This is a genomic window from Streptomyces sp. NPDC006691 (genome assembly GCF_042869955.1).
Taxonomy (GTDB): Bacteria; Actinomycetota; Actinomycetes; order Streptomycetales; family Streptomycetaceae; genus Streptomyces.
Genome location: NZ_JBIAGW010000026.1, coordinates 1 through 17,030, shown reverse-complemented (window position 1 = coordinate 17,030; position 17,030 = coordinate 1). Strand labels below are relative to the sequence as shown.

Here is a 17,030-nt window from a genome sequence, read left to right as displayed (position 1 = left end):
CGTCAGACACCCACCTGAAAGCCTTGGGACCAGCCCTGTACCTGCTGGACGAGCTCCGCCCAAGCGCCGGTGAGCAGCAGCACGCCGGTCACGATCATCATGCCGCCGCCGATCCGCATCACCCATACGTAGTGCTTCTTGACCCAGCCGAAGGCGCCGAGCGCCTTGCGGAAGGCGACCGCCGCGAGCACGAACGGCAGCCCGAGGCCGAGACAGTACGCGACCGTCAGTATGGCCCCGCGGCCGGCGCTCGCCTGGTCCATCGCGAGCGCGTTCACCGAGGTGAGCGTGGGGCCCAGGCACGGCGTCCAGCCGATGCCGAAGAGCGCGCCGAGCAGCGGCGCCCCGGCGAGCCCGGTCACCGGCCGTCTGTGGAAGCGGAATTCGCGCTGGGTCATCCAGGGCATGAGCCCCATGAAGAAGACGCCCATGAGGATCATCAGCACGCCGAGGATCTTGGAGAGCGTGGTGCTGTGGTCCTGGAGGTTCTGGCCGAAGTAGCCGAACAGCGCGCCGCCGGAGACGAAGACGGCGGTGAAGCCGAGGACGAACAGACCGGCGCCCGCGACCATCCGGCCGCGCCGGGCCTCGGCCAGGTCGGTGCCGGTGACTCCGGTGACGTACGAGAGATAACCGGGGACCAGGGGCAGTACGCAGGGCGAGAAGAACGAGACGAGGCCGCCGAGTACGGCGACCGGCAGGGCCACGAGCAGGGCCCCGCTGAAGACCGTTTCGTTCATCGAGCCGACGGCGGCCAGTGCCATCACGCGATCACTTCTCCGCGATCAGCGGGTCGATCATCTGGTGCAGCTTGGTGTCGTCGAGCGCCATCAGGGCGCGTGCGGCGATTTTGCCGTTCCGGTCGAGAACGATCGTCGACGGAATGGCCTGCGGATTCAGACTGCCCTTGGGGAATCGCAGAATGAGCTTGCCGATGGGGTCGTACAGACTCGCATAGTCGACGCCGAATTCCTGCTCGAACTTCTGGGCCGGACCCTTGTCGGTGTCGCGGGTATTGATCCCGACGAACTCGACGCCCTTGGCCTTCATCTCCTTGGAGACCTTGGCCAGATACGGCGCCTCGGCCCGGCAGGGCGCGCACCACGAGCCCCACACGTTCAGCACGACGACCTTGCCCTTGAGCGAGGCGACGTCGAGCTGCTTGCCGTCGACGGTCTCGCCGGACAGTTCCGGGGCGTTCTGGCGGTTGCCCTGGGCGACGGTGGCGATGCCGCCGGTACCGGTGACGAACTTGGTGTCACCGGAACCACCGGACGTACCACCGGAACCGCAGGCCGTCAGGGTCAGCGCACCGGCGGCCGCGGCAGCCGCGGCCAGCGTCAGGGTGCGACGGCGTCGGAAGGCAGGACTCACGGACATGTGAAAAGTTTCGCATGTCTGTTTCGGGGATCTTCCGCGCCCCCCTGACTGCCCGTAAAGCCCCTTGTCAGGAAGGCCTAAACGGCCTTGAGGAACGTGTTCCAGCCACCGGCGGGAGCCTGTCCCACACCGAGCGTGCGCAGCTTGGCGAGCACCTTCGGGTCCTGGACGTCGAGCCAGTCGCAGTACTGCTTGAAGGAGACGAGCCTCACATCCTTCTTCTCGTCCCGCTTCGCGACGATGCCCTTGAAGGCCTCTTCGACGGCGTCCATGTAGATGCCGCCGTTCCACTGCTCGAAGTGGTTTCCGATGTAGAAGGGCGCGCGATTTGTTTCGTAGGCCCGCTTGAATCCGGCGAGATAGGCCTCGGTGGCCTGCTTGCGCCAGCCCGGGTAGTTGGCCGGCGGTGCCTTGGTCGAATTCTTCGACTGGTTGGCCAGGATGTTGTAGTCCATCGAGAGGACCTGGAAGGAATGCCCGGGGAAAGGTATTTGCTGGAGCGGCAGGTCCCACAGGCCGTGCCGCTTTACCGGCCACACCTGGGTGCCGCCGGGCGAGGAGGCGTCGTAGCGCCAGCCCAGCTTCTGCGCGGTGGGCAGCAGGTTGTCCTGGCCGAGCAGGCAGGGGGTGCGGCCGCCGGCGAGCTCGCGCTTGTAGTCGAACGGGAGCGGGTCCTCGTCCGTCCAGCCGGTGTTGGTCTTCCACTTGGTGACGAAGTCCATCGCCTGGTCTATCTCGCTCTGCCACTGGGCGGGCGTCCAGTGCTCGACCGTGCCGCGTCCGGTGCAGAAGTGACCGTTGAAGTGGGTGCCTATCTCATGGCCGTCGGTCCAGGCCTGGCGGACGTACTTCAGCGTCTCCTTGATGTGCGGGTCGGAGAGGTACCCGATGTCGGAGGCGCCGACGGCGTTGTTCGGCGGCCGGTAGAGGCGCTTCTTGTCCTCGGGCAGCAGGTACAGGCCGGACAGGAAGAACGTCATGCCCGCGCCGTGGTCCTTGGCGAGCTGGAGGAAGCGCGGGAAGAGGCCGTTGCCGACCTCGCCGGCGCCGTCCCAGGAGAAGATGACGAACTGGGGCGGGGTCTCGCCGGGCTGGAGCGGAACGGGCTTCTCGGGCTGGTGCGGCTGCTTGCCGGTGTCGGCCGTGGAACCGTCGCCTATCAGTTTCGCGTCGGCCTTCTTGGCGGCCGCGTCACCGCTTTCGCCACCGCCCTTGCCACTGGATCCGCTACCGCCACCGTTACCGCCCGAAGTGCCGCAGCCGGCCAGGCCGGCCGCCGCCGCGGCCCCCAGACCAAGCCCCAGCATGCCCCGTCGGCTGACGTTCCGGCCGATCTCCCGCATAAGCCCGTCCGTTCCCATCGCTTCGCACCGTCGTCTCGTCGTCCTCGAAGCCCGCGTGCGTCACCGCAGTTGGGCAATCTGTGAGATGTCGGGTGAAACCTGGCCGGTTCCACACAGCTCGCACAAATCTTCGTAAACCGTACGAGATGCGGGTGCGGGTCCGGAGGGCGGGGGGTGAAGGTCGTGCGAACGGTGCGGCCGGCGGGCTGGCTTGGGGGGCTGGTTGGTCAGTGGGGGGAGGCCGGGTTGGGCGCGGGCCTGCGGGCCGGGCCTACGGGCCGGCGGGGGTGATCCGGCCGGCCGGGCCTACGGGCCGGCCGGGATGATCCGGCCGGCCGGAGACGTCAGGTCGTCGATGTCACGCGCCCGGCGTCAGGTCGTCGACGTCAGGCGCCGGCGTCAGACCGTCGGCGTCAGGCACACGCGTCCTGGACGCTCGCAAGACCGTCGGCGTCAGGCGCCGAAGGCCTTCGACTTGCCCTTGACCGGCTTGGCGCCGGCCAGCAGGTGTGCCGGCACGAGATCGCGGGCGGGCTCGCTGTAGCCCACGGACACGATCCGGTCGCCCTGATAGGTGAAGCTGGTCAGCGAGGCCAGCGTGCACTGCCGCTTGCGCGGGTCGTGCCACAGGCGCCGCTTCTCCACGAAGCTGCGCACGATCCAGATCGGCAGCTGGTGGCTGACGCACACCGCCTCGTGACCGCGGGCCGCGTCGCGCGCCGCGTCCAGGGCGCCCATCATCCGCACGACCTGCTCGACGTACGGCTCGCCCCACGACGGGCGGAACGGGTTCGTGAGGTGCTTCCAGTTGGCGGGCTTGCGCAGCGCGCCGTCGCCGACGCCGAAGGTCTTGCCCTCGAAGACGTTGCCCGCCTCGATGAGCCGCGGGTCGCTCGCCAGATCCAGGCCGTGCACCTTGGCGATCGGGTCCGCCGTCTCCTGGGCGCGCTCCAGCGGGGAGGCCACGACATGCGTGATGTCACGGCCCGCCAGGTGCTCGGCGACCCGGTCGGCCATCTGCCGGCCGAGCTCGGAGAGGTGGAAGCCGGGACGCCGCCCGTAGAGCACGCCGTCCGGGTTGTGCACCTCGCCGTGGCGCATCAGGTGCACGACGGTCAGTTCGTTTCCGGCGTTGTTCTCGCTCATGCGGTGGCCTCCGCTGCGGCACGGGCGGCGGCGGGCAGCGCGGCCGCGATGCGCTCGATCGCGCGCTCGTCGTGGGCGGTCGACACGAACCAGGACTCGAACGCCGAGGGCGGCAGGTAGACGCCCTGCGACAGCATCGAGTGGAAGAACCCGTTGAAGCGGAAAGCTTCCTGCTTCTTCGCGTCGTCGTAGTCGCGGACCTCGTCGGCCGTGAAGAAGACGGAGAACATGTTGCTCGCCGTCTGCACCCGGTGGGCCACGCCCTCCTTGCTGAGCGCGGCGGTGACCAGCGCCTGGATCTCCCGCGAGACGGCGTCGACCTTGGCGTAGGCGGCGTCGTCGAGCAGCCGCAGCTGGGCGAGGCCGGCGGCGGTCGCGATCGGGTTACCGGACAGGGTGCCCGCCTGGTAGACCGGGCCCGCCGGGGCGAGGTGGCCCATGACGTCGGCACGGCCGCCGAACGCCGCGGCCGGGAAGCCGCCGCCCATGACCTTGCCGAACGTCATCAGGTCGGGCACGACGCCGTCGACGCCGAACCAGCCCGCCTTCGAGGTACGGAACCCGGTCATCACCTCGTCCGAGATGTACAGCGCGCCGTTCTTCGCACAGGCCGCCTTCAGGCCCGCGTTGAAGCCGTCCGCCGGCGGCACGACGCCCATGTTGCCGGGCGAGGCCTCGGTGATCACACAAGCGATCTCGCCCGGGTTGGCGTGGAACGCCGCGTGCACCGCGTCCAGATCGTTGTACGGCAGCACGATCGTGTCACCGGCCTGCGCACCGGTGACGCCGGGGGTGTCGGGCAGGCCGAACGTGGCGACCCCGGAACCGGCGGCGGCGAGCAGCGCGTCCACATGTCCGTGGTAGCAGCCTGCGAACTTGATCACCTTGGCGCGGCCGGTGAAGCCGCGCGCCAGGCGGATCGCCGACATGGTCGCCTCGGTGCCCGAGGACACCAGGCGAACCTGCTCGACCGGCTGGATCCGGGCCACGATCTCCTCGGCGAGTGCGACCTCACCCTCGCCGGGCGTACCGAAGGAGGTGCCACGGGCGACGGCCTCCTGCACGGCGGCGACGACCTCGGGGTGTGCGTGCCCGAGGATCATCGGGCCCCACGAACACACCAGGTCGACGTACTCGCGGCCGTCGGCGTCGGTCAGGTAGGGCCCCGTACCGGACACCATGAACCGGGGCGTACCGCCCACGGCCCGGAAGGCACGGACGGGGGAGTTCACACCGCCGGGCGTCACGGCGGACGCACGGTCGAAGAGGTTCTGCGAAACTGGGGCGTCGTATTCGTACGGATAGCTCACACCCGCCATGGTGGCAGAGGCCCGGACGTTCTCGCGGACCGGTGTTTCACCGCACCCGCGCTGGGGAGGTCAATGACACGATGATCCGCAGATGATGGAGTGGCATCGGCGGATGATCGGGTTGCGCGGTGGGGGCCGCGGCATCTACAAAGCAGTCGGGCTACAAGCAGTCGGGTGAAGGATATGCATCGCGGTGGCGGACTGGGCGAGGGGACCGATGACCGGGGCCCCGAGCGCGCCCACCGGCGGGGACGGCACCGGCGGCGCGACGCCCAGGACCGGATCGAGCGGGTCGGGGACGGCGCTCTGGCGGGGAACGGAAGTGGCCGGGTGGGGGTGACCTACAAGTACTTCGGTGCCCCGGACGGCGCGACCGCGGCCCGGGTGCCCGTCACCATGCGCCCGGAGGAGCTCGGCGGCGACGAGCTGGGCATGGGCGGCATGTTCACCAAGATCAAGCCGGAGACGATGGCCGCGATGGTCCTCACCGGCATTCAGGGCATACCGCTGCACAAGGTCCCTCCGCTGGAACTCGTCGTCCTGCACCCCGACTACGCGGTGGTCAAGCTCCCCATGACCGTCGTCGACCCGCTGCGCGGCGTCGGCGAGGAGTCGGTCGGCGCCGCGGCCTTCATATGGTCCACGGTCCCGGACCGCGGCGGCCCGCGTGACGCGTTTAACGTCTATCAACTCCTGCACGAATGGCAGGACTTCTCGCACCGGCTGCACGAGGCGGGTCACCAGCCGTACTGCCTGGTCTGGCCCTGAGTGCTCACGCCGTACTGGCCGCACTGGACCGAAACCTCATGAGCGCCCCGAGCCGGTGAGCACGGAGGGTGGCCGGCGCGGCGCCCGCTGGGCTGTGCGGAGGGTGGCCGCGGGGGTGGCCGCTGAGCCTGTGGAGGGCGGCCGAGGACGGTGCCGGGGGCCTTGGACCTTCGTCCATTTGGCTCCGCAGCTGCGGTGTAGGTTCCGACGGACCCTTTGTATATGCGGTGCGAAGCCGCCTATCTTGTCGCACATGCAGTCCTACACCATCGGCCAGGCAGCGCGTCTGCTCGGCGTCAGTCCCGACACCGTGCGCCGCTGGGCCGACGGCGGCCGCGTCACGACCCATCGTGACGAAGGCGGTCGCCGACTCATCGACGGGCGGGATCTGGCCGCCTTCTCCATCGAAGTCGGCCAGTCCTCCAACAGCGAGGAAGAGGTGCCCTACACCTCTGTCCGCAACGCCTTCCCCGGCATCGTCACCGCCGTCAAGCTCGGTGACGTCGCCGCCCAGGTCGAGATCCAGGCCGGTCCGCACCGCCTGGTCTCCCTCCTGACCCGGGAGGCCGTCGAAGAGCTGGGCCTTGAGGTGGGCATGCAGGCCACCGCGCGAGTGAAGTCCACCAGCGTGCACATCGACCGCACCTAGGTCGACACCGGCCATTCACGTACGTCCCCGCGGCGTCGCCCTTCCCCGGTGACCGACGGGCATCCGGCCCGGATGCCCCGAGGAAACCCAGCGGGGGAAGCCCTCACCTCCCGGCGCGGCTCGTCAAGCATCCGAAGGAGCTCCACCCATGTCTGTCATGGCTCTCAGTACCCAGCGCCGCCGCGCCGCCGCGGCCGTCGTCTCCGCCGCCCTGCTGATCCCGCTGGCCGCGGCATGCAGCAGCAGCAAGGACAGCGGCAGCAGCGACAAGAGCGCTTCCCCGTCCGGCAGCTCCAACTCCGCGCCCAAGGCCGCGCAGCTGACCGTGCTCGCCGCCTCCTCGCTGACCGATGTCTTCAAGGCGGCCGGGGCCGCCTACGAGAAGGAGAACCCGGGCACCCACATCAAGTTCTCCTTCGCCGGCTCACAGGAGCTGGCCGCCCAGGTCAAGCAGGGCGCCCCCGCCGACGCGCTGGTCACGGCCGACACCAAGACGATGGACGGCCTCAAGGCCGATGTGAACGACTCGTCGATCATCGCCAAGAACCGCCTGGTGATCACGACGGCCAAGGGCAACCCGAAGAAGGTCGAAGACCTCAAGGGCCTGACCAACACCAGCCTGAAGGTCGTGCTCGCGGCCCCCGAGGTGCCGGTCGGCCGCTACAGCAAGCAGGTCCTGGACAAGCAGCACCTCACGGTGAAGCCGGTCTCGCAGGAGCCCAACGTCCGCGCCGTGCTGTCCAAGGTCGAACTCGGCGAGGCCGACGCCGGCATCGTCTACAAGACCGACGCCGCCTCCGCCAAGGGCAAGGTCGACACGGTCGACATCCCGGACGCGCAGAACGCCGTCGCCTCCTACCCGGCCGCCACCCTCAAGGCGTCGAAGAACGCCGACGCCGCCACCGCGTTCGTGAAGTGGCTCTCCACTCCCGAGGCGCAGAAGATCCTGGCGGACGCGGGCTTCCAGCAGCCGTAACCGACCCGGCCCCCGGGGGACCGTCACCGCTCCAACTCCCTTGCGAGGCCTGCCCGTTCGCGTCGCCCGTGCGCGCCGGGCGGGCCCCGCGCCATCAGGACACCGGGGGAAACCTCATGATCCGCAGCCGCTTCCGTTCCCGCCGGCGTCCACCCGTGGCTCTGGCGCTGCCCGCGCTGCTCGCCATCGCGTTCCTGCTGATGCCGCTCCTCGGCATCCTGGCCCGCACCTCCTGGGGCGAACTCGGCACACACCTGACCGGCCCCGACGTCACCGAGGCCCTGCGGCTCTCGCTCGTCGTCTCGTTCTGGGCACTGGGTCTCTCCCTTCTTCTCGGTGTGCCCCTGGCCTGGCTGCTCTCCCGGGTCGACTTCCCGGGCAAGTCCCTGGTGCGCTCGCTCGTCCTGCTGCCGATGGTGCTGCCGCCCACGGTCGGCGGTGTGGCCCTGCTGCTCGGGTTCGGGCGGCGCGGACTGCTCGGCCCGTGGCTGGAGAACACCTTCGGCATCACGCTGCCCTTCCACACCTCCGGCGCCGTGGTCGCCGCCACCTTCGTGGCCATGCCCTTCCTGGTGATCAGCCTGGAGGGCGCGCTCGGGGGGCTACGGCCCCGTTACGAGGAGACCGCCGCCTCGCTCGGCGCCTCGCCGTTCCGGGTCTTCCTCACCGTGACCCTGCCCATGGTGGCTCCGGGCCTGGCCGCGGGCGCGGCGCTCACCTGGGCCCGGGCGCTCGGCGAGTTCGGCGCGACGATCACCTTCGCGGGCAACCTCCCCGGCACCACCCAGACCCTCCCCCTCCAGGTCTACCTCCTGCTCCAGGACTCCCCCGAGGCCGCGACCTCCGTCTCCCTCCTGCTCCTCGCCATCGCCATGGCCGTACTCATCGCCCTGCGCGGCCGCTGGACGGGCGGCGCCACGGTACGCGGGGCCGCTCCCTCCCCCGGCGTCGCGGACACCGACCCCGCACCCGTCGAGCCGGGCGGGCCGGGCGGGCCGGGCGGGCCGGGCGGGCCGGGCGGGCCGGGCGGGCCGGGCGGGCCGGGCGGGCCGGAGGGCGCCGCCCCGCCGAAGGGCGACGACCTCAAGTCGACTGCCGAGACGCCCAGTTGGTCGCTCGACGCGGATGTGACCGGGTTCAACGAGCTGACCCTGCACGCCGAGCCCGGCACCACCATCGCCGTCGTCGGCGAGAACGGCGCCGGCAAAACCACCCTGCTGCGGGCCCTGCTCGGCCTCACCGACCGCGCCCACGCCACCCTCCACCTCGGCAACACCGACGTCACCGCACTCCCCCCGCACAAACGCGGTGTCGCCTGGGTGCCCCAGGACGGCGCACTCTTCCCCCACCTCACCGCCCTCACCAACACCGCCTACGGACTCCGCGCCCAGGGCACCCCCCGCGCAGAAGCCCGCACCACCGCCCAAACCTGGCTCGACCGCCTCGGCGTCGGCCACCTCGCCCACCGCAAACCCGCCCAACTCTCCGGCGGCCAAGCCCAACGCGTCGCCCTCGCCCGAGCCCTGGCAGCCCAGCCCCGACTCCTCCTCCTCGACGAACCCCTCGCCGCCCTCGACCAGACCACCCGCGCCCACGTCCGTCACACCCTGCGCACGCACCTCACCGACTTCTCCGGCGTCTGCCTCATCGTCACCCACGACCCCGTCGAGGCCGTCTCCCTCGCCGACCGCGTCCTCGTACTCCACAACGGACGCACCCTTCAAGACGCCCCGCCCACCGAGGTCACCCGCCACCCCCGCTCCCCCTGGGTCGCCCGCATGCTCGGCCGCAACGCCTGGCCCGGACAAGCCACCACCGCCGGCCTCGCCCTCGCGGACGGCACCCGGATCGTCACGGCCGAACAACTCGCCCCGGGCGCCCGCGCCTTGGCGATCATCGCCCCCGAATCGGTGTCCCTCCACCGCACCCGCCCCGACGGCAGCCCCCGCAACATCTGGCCCGGCACCGTCCGCGAGATCACCTCCAGCGGCAGCCGCCTGCGCGTCCTCATCGCCTCCGACCGAACCCCCGACCTCATCGCCGAGATCACCCCGCACGCGGCCGCCGAACTGCGCCTCGCCGAAGGAGCCACCGTGTGGTCCAGCGTGAAGGCGACCGAGGTGACTCTGGTCGCCCTGTGAGCCGACGCCTCTAGACTGGCCCCCGGAGAAGACAGACAGGGCCATCACACCGAGGAGACGGAGGCAACGGTGACGACGAGCAGCACCGATCCGTCGGCCCAGGTGCTCGGCGAGGCAGCGGGGGTCTTCGGACTCCTTGCCTCGCCCGCGCGGCTGCACATCATGTGGACGCTGAGCCATGGCGAGTCCGATGTGTCGGGTCTGGCCGAGAGGGTCGGCGGTGCGCTGCCGGCCGTCAGTCAGCATTTGGCGAAGCTGAAGCTCGCGGGGCTCGTCCGGTCCCGCCGGGAGGGACGGCGGGTCGTCTATCTCGTCGACGATCCCGATGTGGCTCAGATGGTGCGCTGGCTGGTCGCCCGTCTCGGCGGGGGCGTGAAGCTTCCGGGACCGTCGGGACTCGTCCGTGACCTGGGCGCCTGAGCGGAGCTCTTCTCTGCAGTTGTCAAGGAGCACTCCGCTTCAGCTGCTTCGTTCGCTCGGTTCCGGTCCGCGGGGACTCGTGGAGTCCGAAGCCGAGGCGCGACTTGTGCGATATGGGGAAAACGTCCTCCCCGCCCGCCGAGTTCCGTCCCTGCCGATTATTTTCCTGCGCAGTCTGCGCGACCCGTTCACCGCCGTACTCGCCTGTCTGGCCCTGGTCTCCGCGCTGGTCGCGGCCTGGGCGACGGCCTCGGTCATCGCGGTGCTCGTGGTGGTGAGCTGCGCTCTGCGGGCGGCCGGTGAGCACCGTGCCGACCGGTCGGCGGCCGGGTTGCGGGAGCTGGTGGCCAGCACCGCGACCGTGCTGCGCCGGACGGACGACGACGCGGCTCCGGTGCCGCGCGAGGTTCCGGTGGACCAGGTGGTGCCGGGCGATGTGGTGCGGCTCGCGCCCGGCGACCTCGTACCGGCGGATCTGCGACTGCTGCGGGCGACCGGCCTGACGATGCATCAGGCGGCGCTGACCGGGGAGTCCGCGCCGGTCCCCAAGTACCCGGTGGACGAGCCCGCGGCGCAGGCGCCGCCCGGAGCCGCCCGGGCGCACGAGCTCGACGATCAGGACTTCGACCGGCCCGAAGTCTGCTTCCAGGGCAGCAGCGTGGCCTCCGGCAGCGGCACCGGCGTGGTCGTCGCGACCGGGGCGGACACGCGGTTCGCACGGGCCGACAAGCCGCACCACGACGACCGGCGCACGACGGCCTTCGACCGCTCGGTGTACGGCATCTCCTGGATCCTGATCCGGTTCATGCTGCTCACCCCGCCACTGGTCCTGATGGCCAACGCGGCGCTGCGCGGCCGGGGCCTGGAGACGTTGCCGTTCGCGGTGGCCGTCGCGGTCGGGCTCACCCCCGAGATGCTGCCGGTCATCGTGACGACCACGCTCGCGCGCGGCGCCTCCACGCTCGCCCGCACCCACCAGGTGATCGTCAAAAGGCTGCCCGCGCTGCACGACCTCGGCGCCGTCGACGTCGTATGCCTGGACAAGACCGGCACGCTGACCCAGGACCGGCCGGTCCTGGACTGTGCGCTCGACCCGGCCGGGCGCCCCGACGACTCGGTTCTGCACTGGGCCGCCGTCAACAGTCTGTGGACCCTGCAACTCGCCGAACTGCCCGGCGCCGACGCCTTGGACGAAGCCCTGCTCGACGCGGCCGATGAGCGGCTGCCCGAGGACGCCCTGGAGTACGACGCGGTCGCAGCCCTCCCCTTCGACCCGGTGCGCCGGCTCTCCACGGCCGTGGTCGCCACCCCGCGCCGACTGGGCCGGCACACCTTGGTCGTCAAGGGCGCCGTGGAGGACGTACTGGAACGGTGCCTGCTCTCCGACGAGGAACGGCGCCGGGCGGCCGCGTTCGCCGGCCGCCTCGCCGCCGACGGGCTGCGCGTCCTCGCGGTGGCGCTCGCCGAACGGCCCGCCACCGGACGCCCGTACACCACCGCGGACGAGCGCGGGCTCACCCTCAAGGGCTTGGTCGGACTGCGCGACGCGACCGCCGAGTCGGCGGCGGACGCCCTTGCCGCGCTGGCCCACCGGGGCGTCGCCGTGAAGGTGCTGACCGGCGACCATCCCGGAACGGCCGCCCGCGCCTGCCGCGAGCTCGGCCTGGACCCGGGCGAGGTCGTCACCGCCGCGTCGCTCGACGCCCTCAGCGACACCGAGGTGGGCGAACTCGCCGACAGTAGTACTGTCTTCGCCCGCTGCTCCCCCGAGCAGAAGGCCCGGATCGTGCGGGCACTGCGCGAGCGCGGACACGTCACCGGATTCCTCGGCGACGGCGTCAACGACCTGCCCGCACTGCGCGCCTCCGACGTCGGCATCTGCCCGCCCGAGGCGGTGGACGTGGCCCGCGAGACGGCGGACGTCGTGCTCGCGGCGAAGGACCTCACCTCGCTCGACCACGCCATCGTGGCCGGGCGCGGGGGCGGCGCCACCATCGCCGGCTATCTGCGGATCACGCTGTCCTCGAACCTCGGCAACGTCATCGCGATGCTGACCGCCGGTCTGCTGCTGCCGTTCCTGCCGATGCTGCCCGCGCAGGTCCTGGTGCAGAACCTGTGCTTCGACGCGGCCCAACTGGCCTTCGCCTACGACCGGCCGCGGGCCGCGATGCTGCGCCGCCCGCTCAAGCTGCGCCCCCGCGAAGTCCTGGCCTCCGTCACCGGGTTCGGCGTGATCAACGCCGCCGCCGACCTCGCGACCTTCGCCGTACTGGTCTGGGCGGTCAGCGACACCCGGGGCGAAACCGCCTTCCACGCGGGCTGGTTCACCGAGAACCTGCTGACCCAGGCCCTGGTGATGGTGCTGCTGCGCACCGGCCGCGGCGGCGGCATCCCGATCACCGCGGGCGTACTCGCGCTGACCGGCCTGCTGCTCCCGCTCTCGCCGCTGGGTCCGCTGATCGGCATGGCCGCACTGCCCCTGGCGTACTATCCGCTGCTCGCCCTGGTCCTCACCCTGTACGCGGCCGCCCTGTACTGGCTCACCCGGCCGGCCCGAGCCGTGCGGTCCTGACCTTCCGCCCCCGGCCTTCCGCCCCCGACCTTCCGGCCCTGCCCTGATCCTCCGCCCCTGATCGGGGGCCGTTGTCAGACCCGGCGCCTACAGTTCTGGACATGAGCGACACAGCCCGTGAGGTTCCTCCGCGCATCCGGCTCCTGCCCTGGTCGGACGGCGATCTCGGCCTGCTCCGCAGGAAGAACGAGCCGGAGATGACCGAGCACCTCGGCGGCCCGGAGTCCGAGGAGAAGGTGCTGTCCCGGCACGCCAAGTACACGGCGATGAGCGCCCTCCCCGCGGCCGAGGGGCGCATGTTCAAGGTCGTCCTCGACGAGACGGGTGAGGCCGTCGGATCGGTCGGTTACTGGCCGCGAATATGGCAGGGCGAGCCGGTGTACGAGACCGGGTACGGCGTCCTCCCCGAGTTCCGGGGCCGCGGTCTGGCCGTCGCGGCGCTCCGGGCTGTCGTGGCGCAGGCCCGCGCCGCGGGCGGCCGGCGCACCCTGCACGCCTATCCGTCCGTGGACCACACCGCCTCCAACGCCACCTGCCGCAAGGCCGGCTTCGTGTGCGCCGGCGAGGTCGAGTTCGAGTACCCGCCGGGCACGACGATCCGCTCCAACGACTGGTGGACCGGCCTGGAGGCTTAGGGCCGGCCCCGAGCCCAATGGGCTCGGCCCAGCGGGCTCAGTCCCGCGGGCTCAGTCCAGTGGGCTCAGTCCAGTGGCTTGTCGAAGTTGAACGCCGTCACCGCCATGCGCTCGCGGAAGTAGAAGCGGTGCGCGTCGGTCCGGTGGGTAGCGGAGTCGAGGTTGAGGGAGGTGCAGCCCGCCGCCCTCGCGTGGGCCTCCAAGTGCGCGAGGAGGGCGTGGCCCACGCCGGTGGAGCGGGCGGTGGAGGTGGTGACCAGGTCGTCGACGTACAGCTTGCGGACGAAACCCGTGTTGGCGATGATCCGCCACCCCGCGGCGCCGACACAGGCCCCGTCGTCGCCGTAGGCGGCGCTGAAGCGCAGCCCCTGGGCGTGCCCTTCCCCGTAGATCTCGGCGAAGAGCTCCTCCGTGAGGTGCGGTCGGAGTTCACTGAGTACCGGCAGCAGGTCGTCCGTCAGACGCGGGTCGCCCGGCTCAAGGTCGATGATCTTCATGCCGGAAGGGTAGAGGGCCTGCCTCTCGGAGCCCCGTACGCCCCCGCCTGCACCCCGGGCTCCTCACGCGCGCCGGACTCCGCGCGCGTCCCAGGCGCCCCGCACCGGACGCCCTGCCGATATGCGCTTGACGGCCGTGACCTCGTCGAGGATTCTTATTTATCTGCGTCGCGCAGATTATGTTTGATGCAGATTGACCGGGTGCAGGCGGAGACCGCGCAGTTTGAGACTGGTGCGACGGTCACCGGCATCACCTCCCGCCGACACCGCCTCAATGGTTCCAACTTCCTTTGTCCAAGGGGTATTTCCACCATGACGATTCTGATCACCGGCAGCCGCGGCAAGGTAGCCACGTCCCTCATCCCGCTGCTGCGCGAGCGCGGGCTCGACGTGCGTGCGGCTTCCGCGAGTCCCGACAAGCTGTCGCTTCCGGACGGTGTGCAGCGCGTCGTCTGCGACCTCGACGACCCGGCGACGTTCCCGGCCGCGCTGGCCGGCGTCGAGTCGGTCTTCCTGTACGCCAGCCCGAAGCACATCGAGGCGTTCCTCGCCGAGGCGGAGGCCGCGGGGGTGCGACACATCGTGCTGCTCTCGTCCAGTTCCGTCATCGAGCCCGACGCCGACACCAATGCCATCGCCGCGATGCACAGCGCGGTCGAGCGCGGCCTGGAGCACTCCGGCATCCCCTCGACCGTCCTCCAGCCCGGCGGCTTCGCCGGCAACGCCCTCGGCTGGGCCTGGGCGGTCAAGGCGACCGGCGCCGTGGACCACCCGTTCCCCGGAGCCCAGTCCGCCGTCATCCACGAGGCGGACATCGCGGACGCCGCGGTCGCCGTCCTCACCCGGCCCGAACTGCGTGGCCGCGCCTACCACCTCACCGGGCCGGCCTCCCTCAGCGTCACCGAGCAGGTGGCGATCCTCGCCGAGGCGGCCGGCCGCCCGCTCACCGTCAACGCCGTGAGTGCCGAGGCGTGGAAGGCGTCGACGGCGGAATTCATGCCACCCGCGGTCGCGGAGGCGCTGCTCGGCTACTTCGCCTCGCACAACGGGCTGCCCGACGCCGTCACCAACACCGTGGAGGAGTTGACCGGCCACCCGGCCCGCACCTTCGAATCCTGGGCACGCGAAAACGCGGACGCCTTCCGGCCCTAGGTGCGGCCGCGTCCGTTCCGGGTACGCGTCCGGGTCTGCGTCCGTTCCGGGTCCGCGTCCGGGTCCGGGTCCGTGTCCGTTCCGGGTACGCGTCTGTTCCGGGTCCGTTCCGGGTACGCGTCCGTTCCGGGTACGCGTCTGTTCCGGGTCCGTTCCGGGTTCGTTTCTGCCTCCGCGTTGGCGTTGGCGTTCACCTCTTCGTCCGCGTCTGCCCGGTCCCGTCCGCACCGCCTCCGCCAACCCCGGTCATCCTTGGCCGCCGCCCCGGGGGTCCGGCTGTCCGCCCCCGGGGTGTCCCCGGCGCGCCCCCGAAAGCCCTGGCCCGCAGTGCCGGCGCAGTGCCATCCTGACGGCGTGAACGGACCGGAGATCCACATCGACTTCGCCCCCGAGCTGCGGCTCTTCGTTCCGGTGAAGCGGCGCGAGGGCGCGAGCAGCGTCGTGACCGACGGCGTGTCCACGCTGGGCCATGTCGTCGAGTCCCTGGGCGTCCCGCTCACCGAGGTCGGACGGCTGCTCGCGGACGGCCGCGCGGTGCCGGTCTCCCACGTTCCGGTGGCGGGCGAGACCGTCGAGGTGCGAGCCGTCGACCGCCCCCAGGCGGTGCCGGGTGCCCCGCTGCGCTTCTTGCTCGACGTCCATCTCGGCACGCTTGCACGGCGGTTGAGACTGCTCGGCGTCGACGCGGCGTACGAGAGCGAGGACATCGGGGACCCGGCGCTCGCGGCGCTCTCCGCGCGGGAGCGGCGCGTCATGCTCTCGCGGGACCGAGGCCTGCTGCACCGCAGGGAGCTGTGGGCGGGGGCGTACATCTACAGCCACCGTACCGAGGAGCAACTGCGGGACGTACTCGGCCGGTTCACGCCCACGCTCGCGCCCTGGACGCGGTGCACGGCGTGCAACGCACCGCTGCGGGAGGCCGACAAGGAGTCGGTGGGCGACCGGCTGGAACACGGCACTCGCAGCACGTACGAGGTCTTCGCCGAGTGCGGCTCCTGCGAGCGGGTGTACTGGCGTGGCGCGCACCACGCCGCGCTTGAGGCGATCGTCGACTCGGCGGTACGGGAGTTCGGCTCGGCGGGGGGCCGCCCGGCGGAGGGCCGCCCGGCGGGGGGCCGTTCGGCTGAGCGTGCCGGACCGGCGTAGAAGGGACGAGGTCGGCGTGGGCAGGGTGGGGTCGGCGCGGGCGGGGCGGGGTCGGCGGGGTCAAAGCGGGCGGGACAGAGTCGCTGTCCGACGTGCGGCTTATATCTGGCCGCTACGGAGGCGTTCGACCTGGGCGATGCTGAGGTCCACGGTGCGGCGCATGTGTGTGGCGATGAACGCGATCTCGTCGTCCTCGTACCCGTCGAACATCTCCCACCAGGCTCCGTTGAGCCGGCCCCACACCTTGCCGAACTCGGCCATCCGTCCGGGCACCACCTCGACCAGGACCTTCCTGCGGTCCTCGGTGTCGCGGTGCCGGGTGACATAGCCGGCCTTCTCCAGGCGGTCGACGAGCCGGGTCGCGGAGCCGGTCGTGAGGCCGGTCAGTTCGGCGATCCGTCCCGTGGTGACGGGGCCCGGCTCCAGGCCGAGGAGGTTGAGGCACTGGACGTCGGTGGGGTGCAGCCCCAGGTGGTCGGCGAGCGCCTGGTTGAACAGGGCGTACGAGGCCATGTAGCGGCGGGATACTGCGCCCAGGTCGCGCAGCAGGTCGGCTCGGCCGTTCGGGGTTGGGCGGGTCTTCTGTGCCATGCAGAAAGTGTACGAAGCAGAGTTTGAGGGGCTCGGCCCCCTCAAACTCCCCTTGGCGGGGTTGCCCGCCCTCCCGCCCGTTGCTCGGGGTTGGTGGGTTCCGGCCCCCGGGGCTCCGCCCCGGACCCCGGGGGGTTTGCCCACCCACCCGCCCGTGCGGCCGGGCTGAAGGTTCCGGGCCCTGGGGGCTCCGCCCCCAGACCCCCGCAGGGGCTGCGCCCCCTGCACCCCCGGTTCGGGGCTCCGCCCCGGACCCCGTATCGCGCCTTAAGGGCGCTCGTCCTCAATCGCCGGACGGGCTGAA

Annotated in this window: 16 protein-coding genes; 9 read left to right on the top strand and 7 right to left on the bottom strand. The window is 71.2% G+C overall.

Features of this window, described 5'->3' with window-relative positions; translation table 11 throughout:
* Window positions 1–2: 2 nt before the first annotated feature.
* The 5 genes from ACFYNP_RS34540 to hemL form a co-directional block, all read right to left on the bottom strand.
* On the bottom strand, window positions 3–764 hold the full coding sequence (locus ACFYNP_RS34540) for a cytochrome c biogenesis CcdA family protein (protein WP_100578729.1): 762 nt from the start codon (window positions 762–764) through the stop codon (window positions 3–5).
* A gap of 7 nt (window positions 765–771) precedes the next feature.
* The gene (locus ACFYNP_RS34535; protein ID WP_388405282.1) at window positions 772–1,380 is read right to left on the bottom strand and encodes a TlpA family protein disulfide reductase; all 609 of its coding nucleotides are present in this window, start codon (window positions 1,378–1,380) and stop codon (window positions 772–774) included.
* 77 nt (window positions 1,381–1,457) lie between these two features.
* Window positions 1,458–2,723 carry a hypothetical protein gene (locus ACFYNP_RS34530; RefSeq protein ID WP_388405281.1) on the bottom strand — a complete coding sequence of 422 codons (1,266 nt, stop codon included), beginning with the start codon at window positions 2,721–2,723 and terminating at the stop codon, window positions 1,458–1,460.
* 453 nt (window positions 2,724–3,176) lie between these two features.
* Entirely contained in the window at window positions 3,177–3,869 is a 693-nt protein-coding gene (locus ACFYNP_RS34525) for a histidine phosphatase family protein (RefSeq protein ID WP_388791157.1), read from the bottom strand.
* A complete protein-coding gene (gene hemL / locus ACFYNP_RS34520) occupies window positions 3,866–5,188 on the bottom strand; it encodes a glutamate-1-semialdehyde 2,1-aminomutase (protein WP_388405277.1) in 1,323 nt (440 codons plus the stop codon). Before hemL ends, ACFYNP_RS34525 begins: the two co-directional genes overlap by 4 nt.
* 174 nt (window positions 5,189–5,362) lie before the next feature.
* Between hemL and ACFYNP_RS34515 the strand changes: the two genes are divergently transcribed.
* From ACFYNP_RS34515 to ACFYNP_RS34485, 7 genes are all read left to right on the top strand, one after another.
* Complete coding sequence (locus ACFYNP_RS34515) at window positions 5,363–5,947, top strand: hypothetical protein (protein ID WP_199846634.1); 585 nt, start codon at window positions 5,363–5,365, stop codon at window positions 5,945–5,947.
* A 253-nt stretch (window positions 5,948–6,200) separates the two neighbouring features.
* The gene (locus tag ACFYNP_RS34510) at window positions 6,201–6,596 is read left to right on the top strand and encodes a molybdopterin-binding protein (RefSeq protein WP_100578725.1); all 396 of its coding nucleotides are present in this window, start codon (window positions 6,201–6,203) and stop codon (window positions 6,594–6,596) included.
* Between the two features lie 157 nt (window positions 6,597–6,753).
* The gene (gene modA, locus ACFYNP_RS34505; protein ID WP_388406918.1) at window positions 6,754–7,572 is read left to right on the top strand and encodes a molybdate ABC transporter substrate-binding protein; all 819 of its coding nucleotides are present in this window, start codon (window positions 6,754–6,756) and stop codon (window positions 7,570–7,572) included.
* Window positions 7,573–7,688: 116 nt separating this feature from the next.
* Window positions 7,689–9,713 carry an ABC transporter permease gene (locus tag ACFYNP_RS34500; RefSeq protein WP_388791155.1) on the top strand — a complete coding sequence of 675 codons (2,025 nt, stop codon included), beginning with the start codon at window positions 7,689–7,691 and terminating at the stop codon, window positions 9,711–9,713.
* Between the two features lie 69 nt (window positions 9,714–9,782).
* Window positions 9,783–10,133, top strand: a complete 351-nt coding sequence (locus ACFYNP_RS34495; RefSeq protein ID WP_388405271.1) for an ArsR/SmtB family transcription factor — start codon at window positions 9,783–9,785, stop codon at window positions 10,131–10,133.
* Window positions 10,117–12,705, top strand: a complete 2,589-nt coding sequence (mgtA, locus tag ACFYNP_RS34490) for a magnesium-translocating P-type ATPase (protein ID WP_388791153.1) — start codon at window positions 10,117–10,119, stop codon at window positions 12,703–12,705. The genes ACFYNP_RS34495 and mgtA overlap by 17 nt, the downstream gene beginning before the upstream one ends.
* A gap of 101 nt (window positions 12,706–12,806) precedes the next feature.
* Window positions 12,807–13,340: a GNAT family N-acetyltransferase gene (locus tag ACFYNP_RS34485; protein WP_388405266.1), complete on the top strand. Its 534-nt coding sequence runs from the start codon at window positions 12,807–12,809 to the stop codon at window positions 13,338–13,340.
* 65 nt (window positions 13,341–13,405) lie between these two features.
* Here ACFYNP_RS34485 and ACFYNP_RS34480 read toward each other — a convergent pair whose 3' ends face one another.
* A complete protein-coding gene (locus ACFYNP_RS34480; protein ID WP_388405263.1) occupies window positions 13,406–13,837 on the bottom strand; it encodes a GNAT family N-acetyltransferase in 432 nt (143 codons plus the stop codon).
* Window positions 13,838–14,149: 312 nt separating this feature from the next.
* Here ACFYNP_RS34480 and ACFYNP_RS34475 point away from each other — a divergent pair, with 312 nt between their 5' ends.
* Window positions 14,150–14,989 (top strand): NAD(P)H-binding protein, encoded by an 840-nt coding sequence (locus tag ACFYNP_RS34475; protein ID WP_388791151.1) that lies wholly within the window; start codon window positions 14,150–14,152, stop codon window positions 14,987–14,989.
* Window positions 14,990–15,343: 354 nt separating this feature from the next.
* Window positions 15,344–16,135 carry a Mut7-C RNAse domain-containing protein gene (locus ACFYNP_RS34470; RefSeq protein ID WP_388791149.1) on the top strand — a complete coding sequence of 264 codons (792 nt, stop codon included), beginning with the start codon at window positions 15,344–15,346 and terminating at the stop codon, window positions 16,133–16,135.
* Window positions 16,136–16,234: 99 nt separating this feature from the next.
* Here ACFYNP_RS34470 and ACFYNP_RS34465 read toward each other — a convergent pair whose 3' ends face one another.
* Entirely contained in the window at window positions 16,235–16,726 is a 492-nt protein-coding gene (locus ACFYNP_RS34465) for a MarR family winged helix-turn-helix transcriptional regulator (protein ID WP_388791147.1), read from the bottom strand.
* Between the last annotated feature and the right edge of the window lie 304 nt (window positions 16,727–17,030).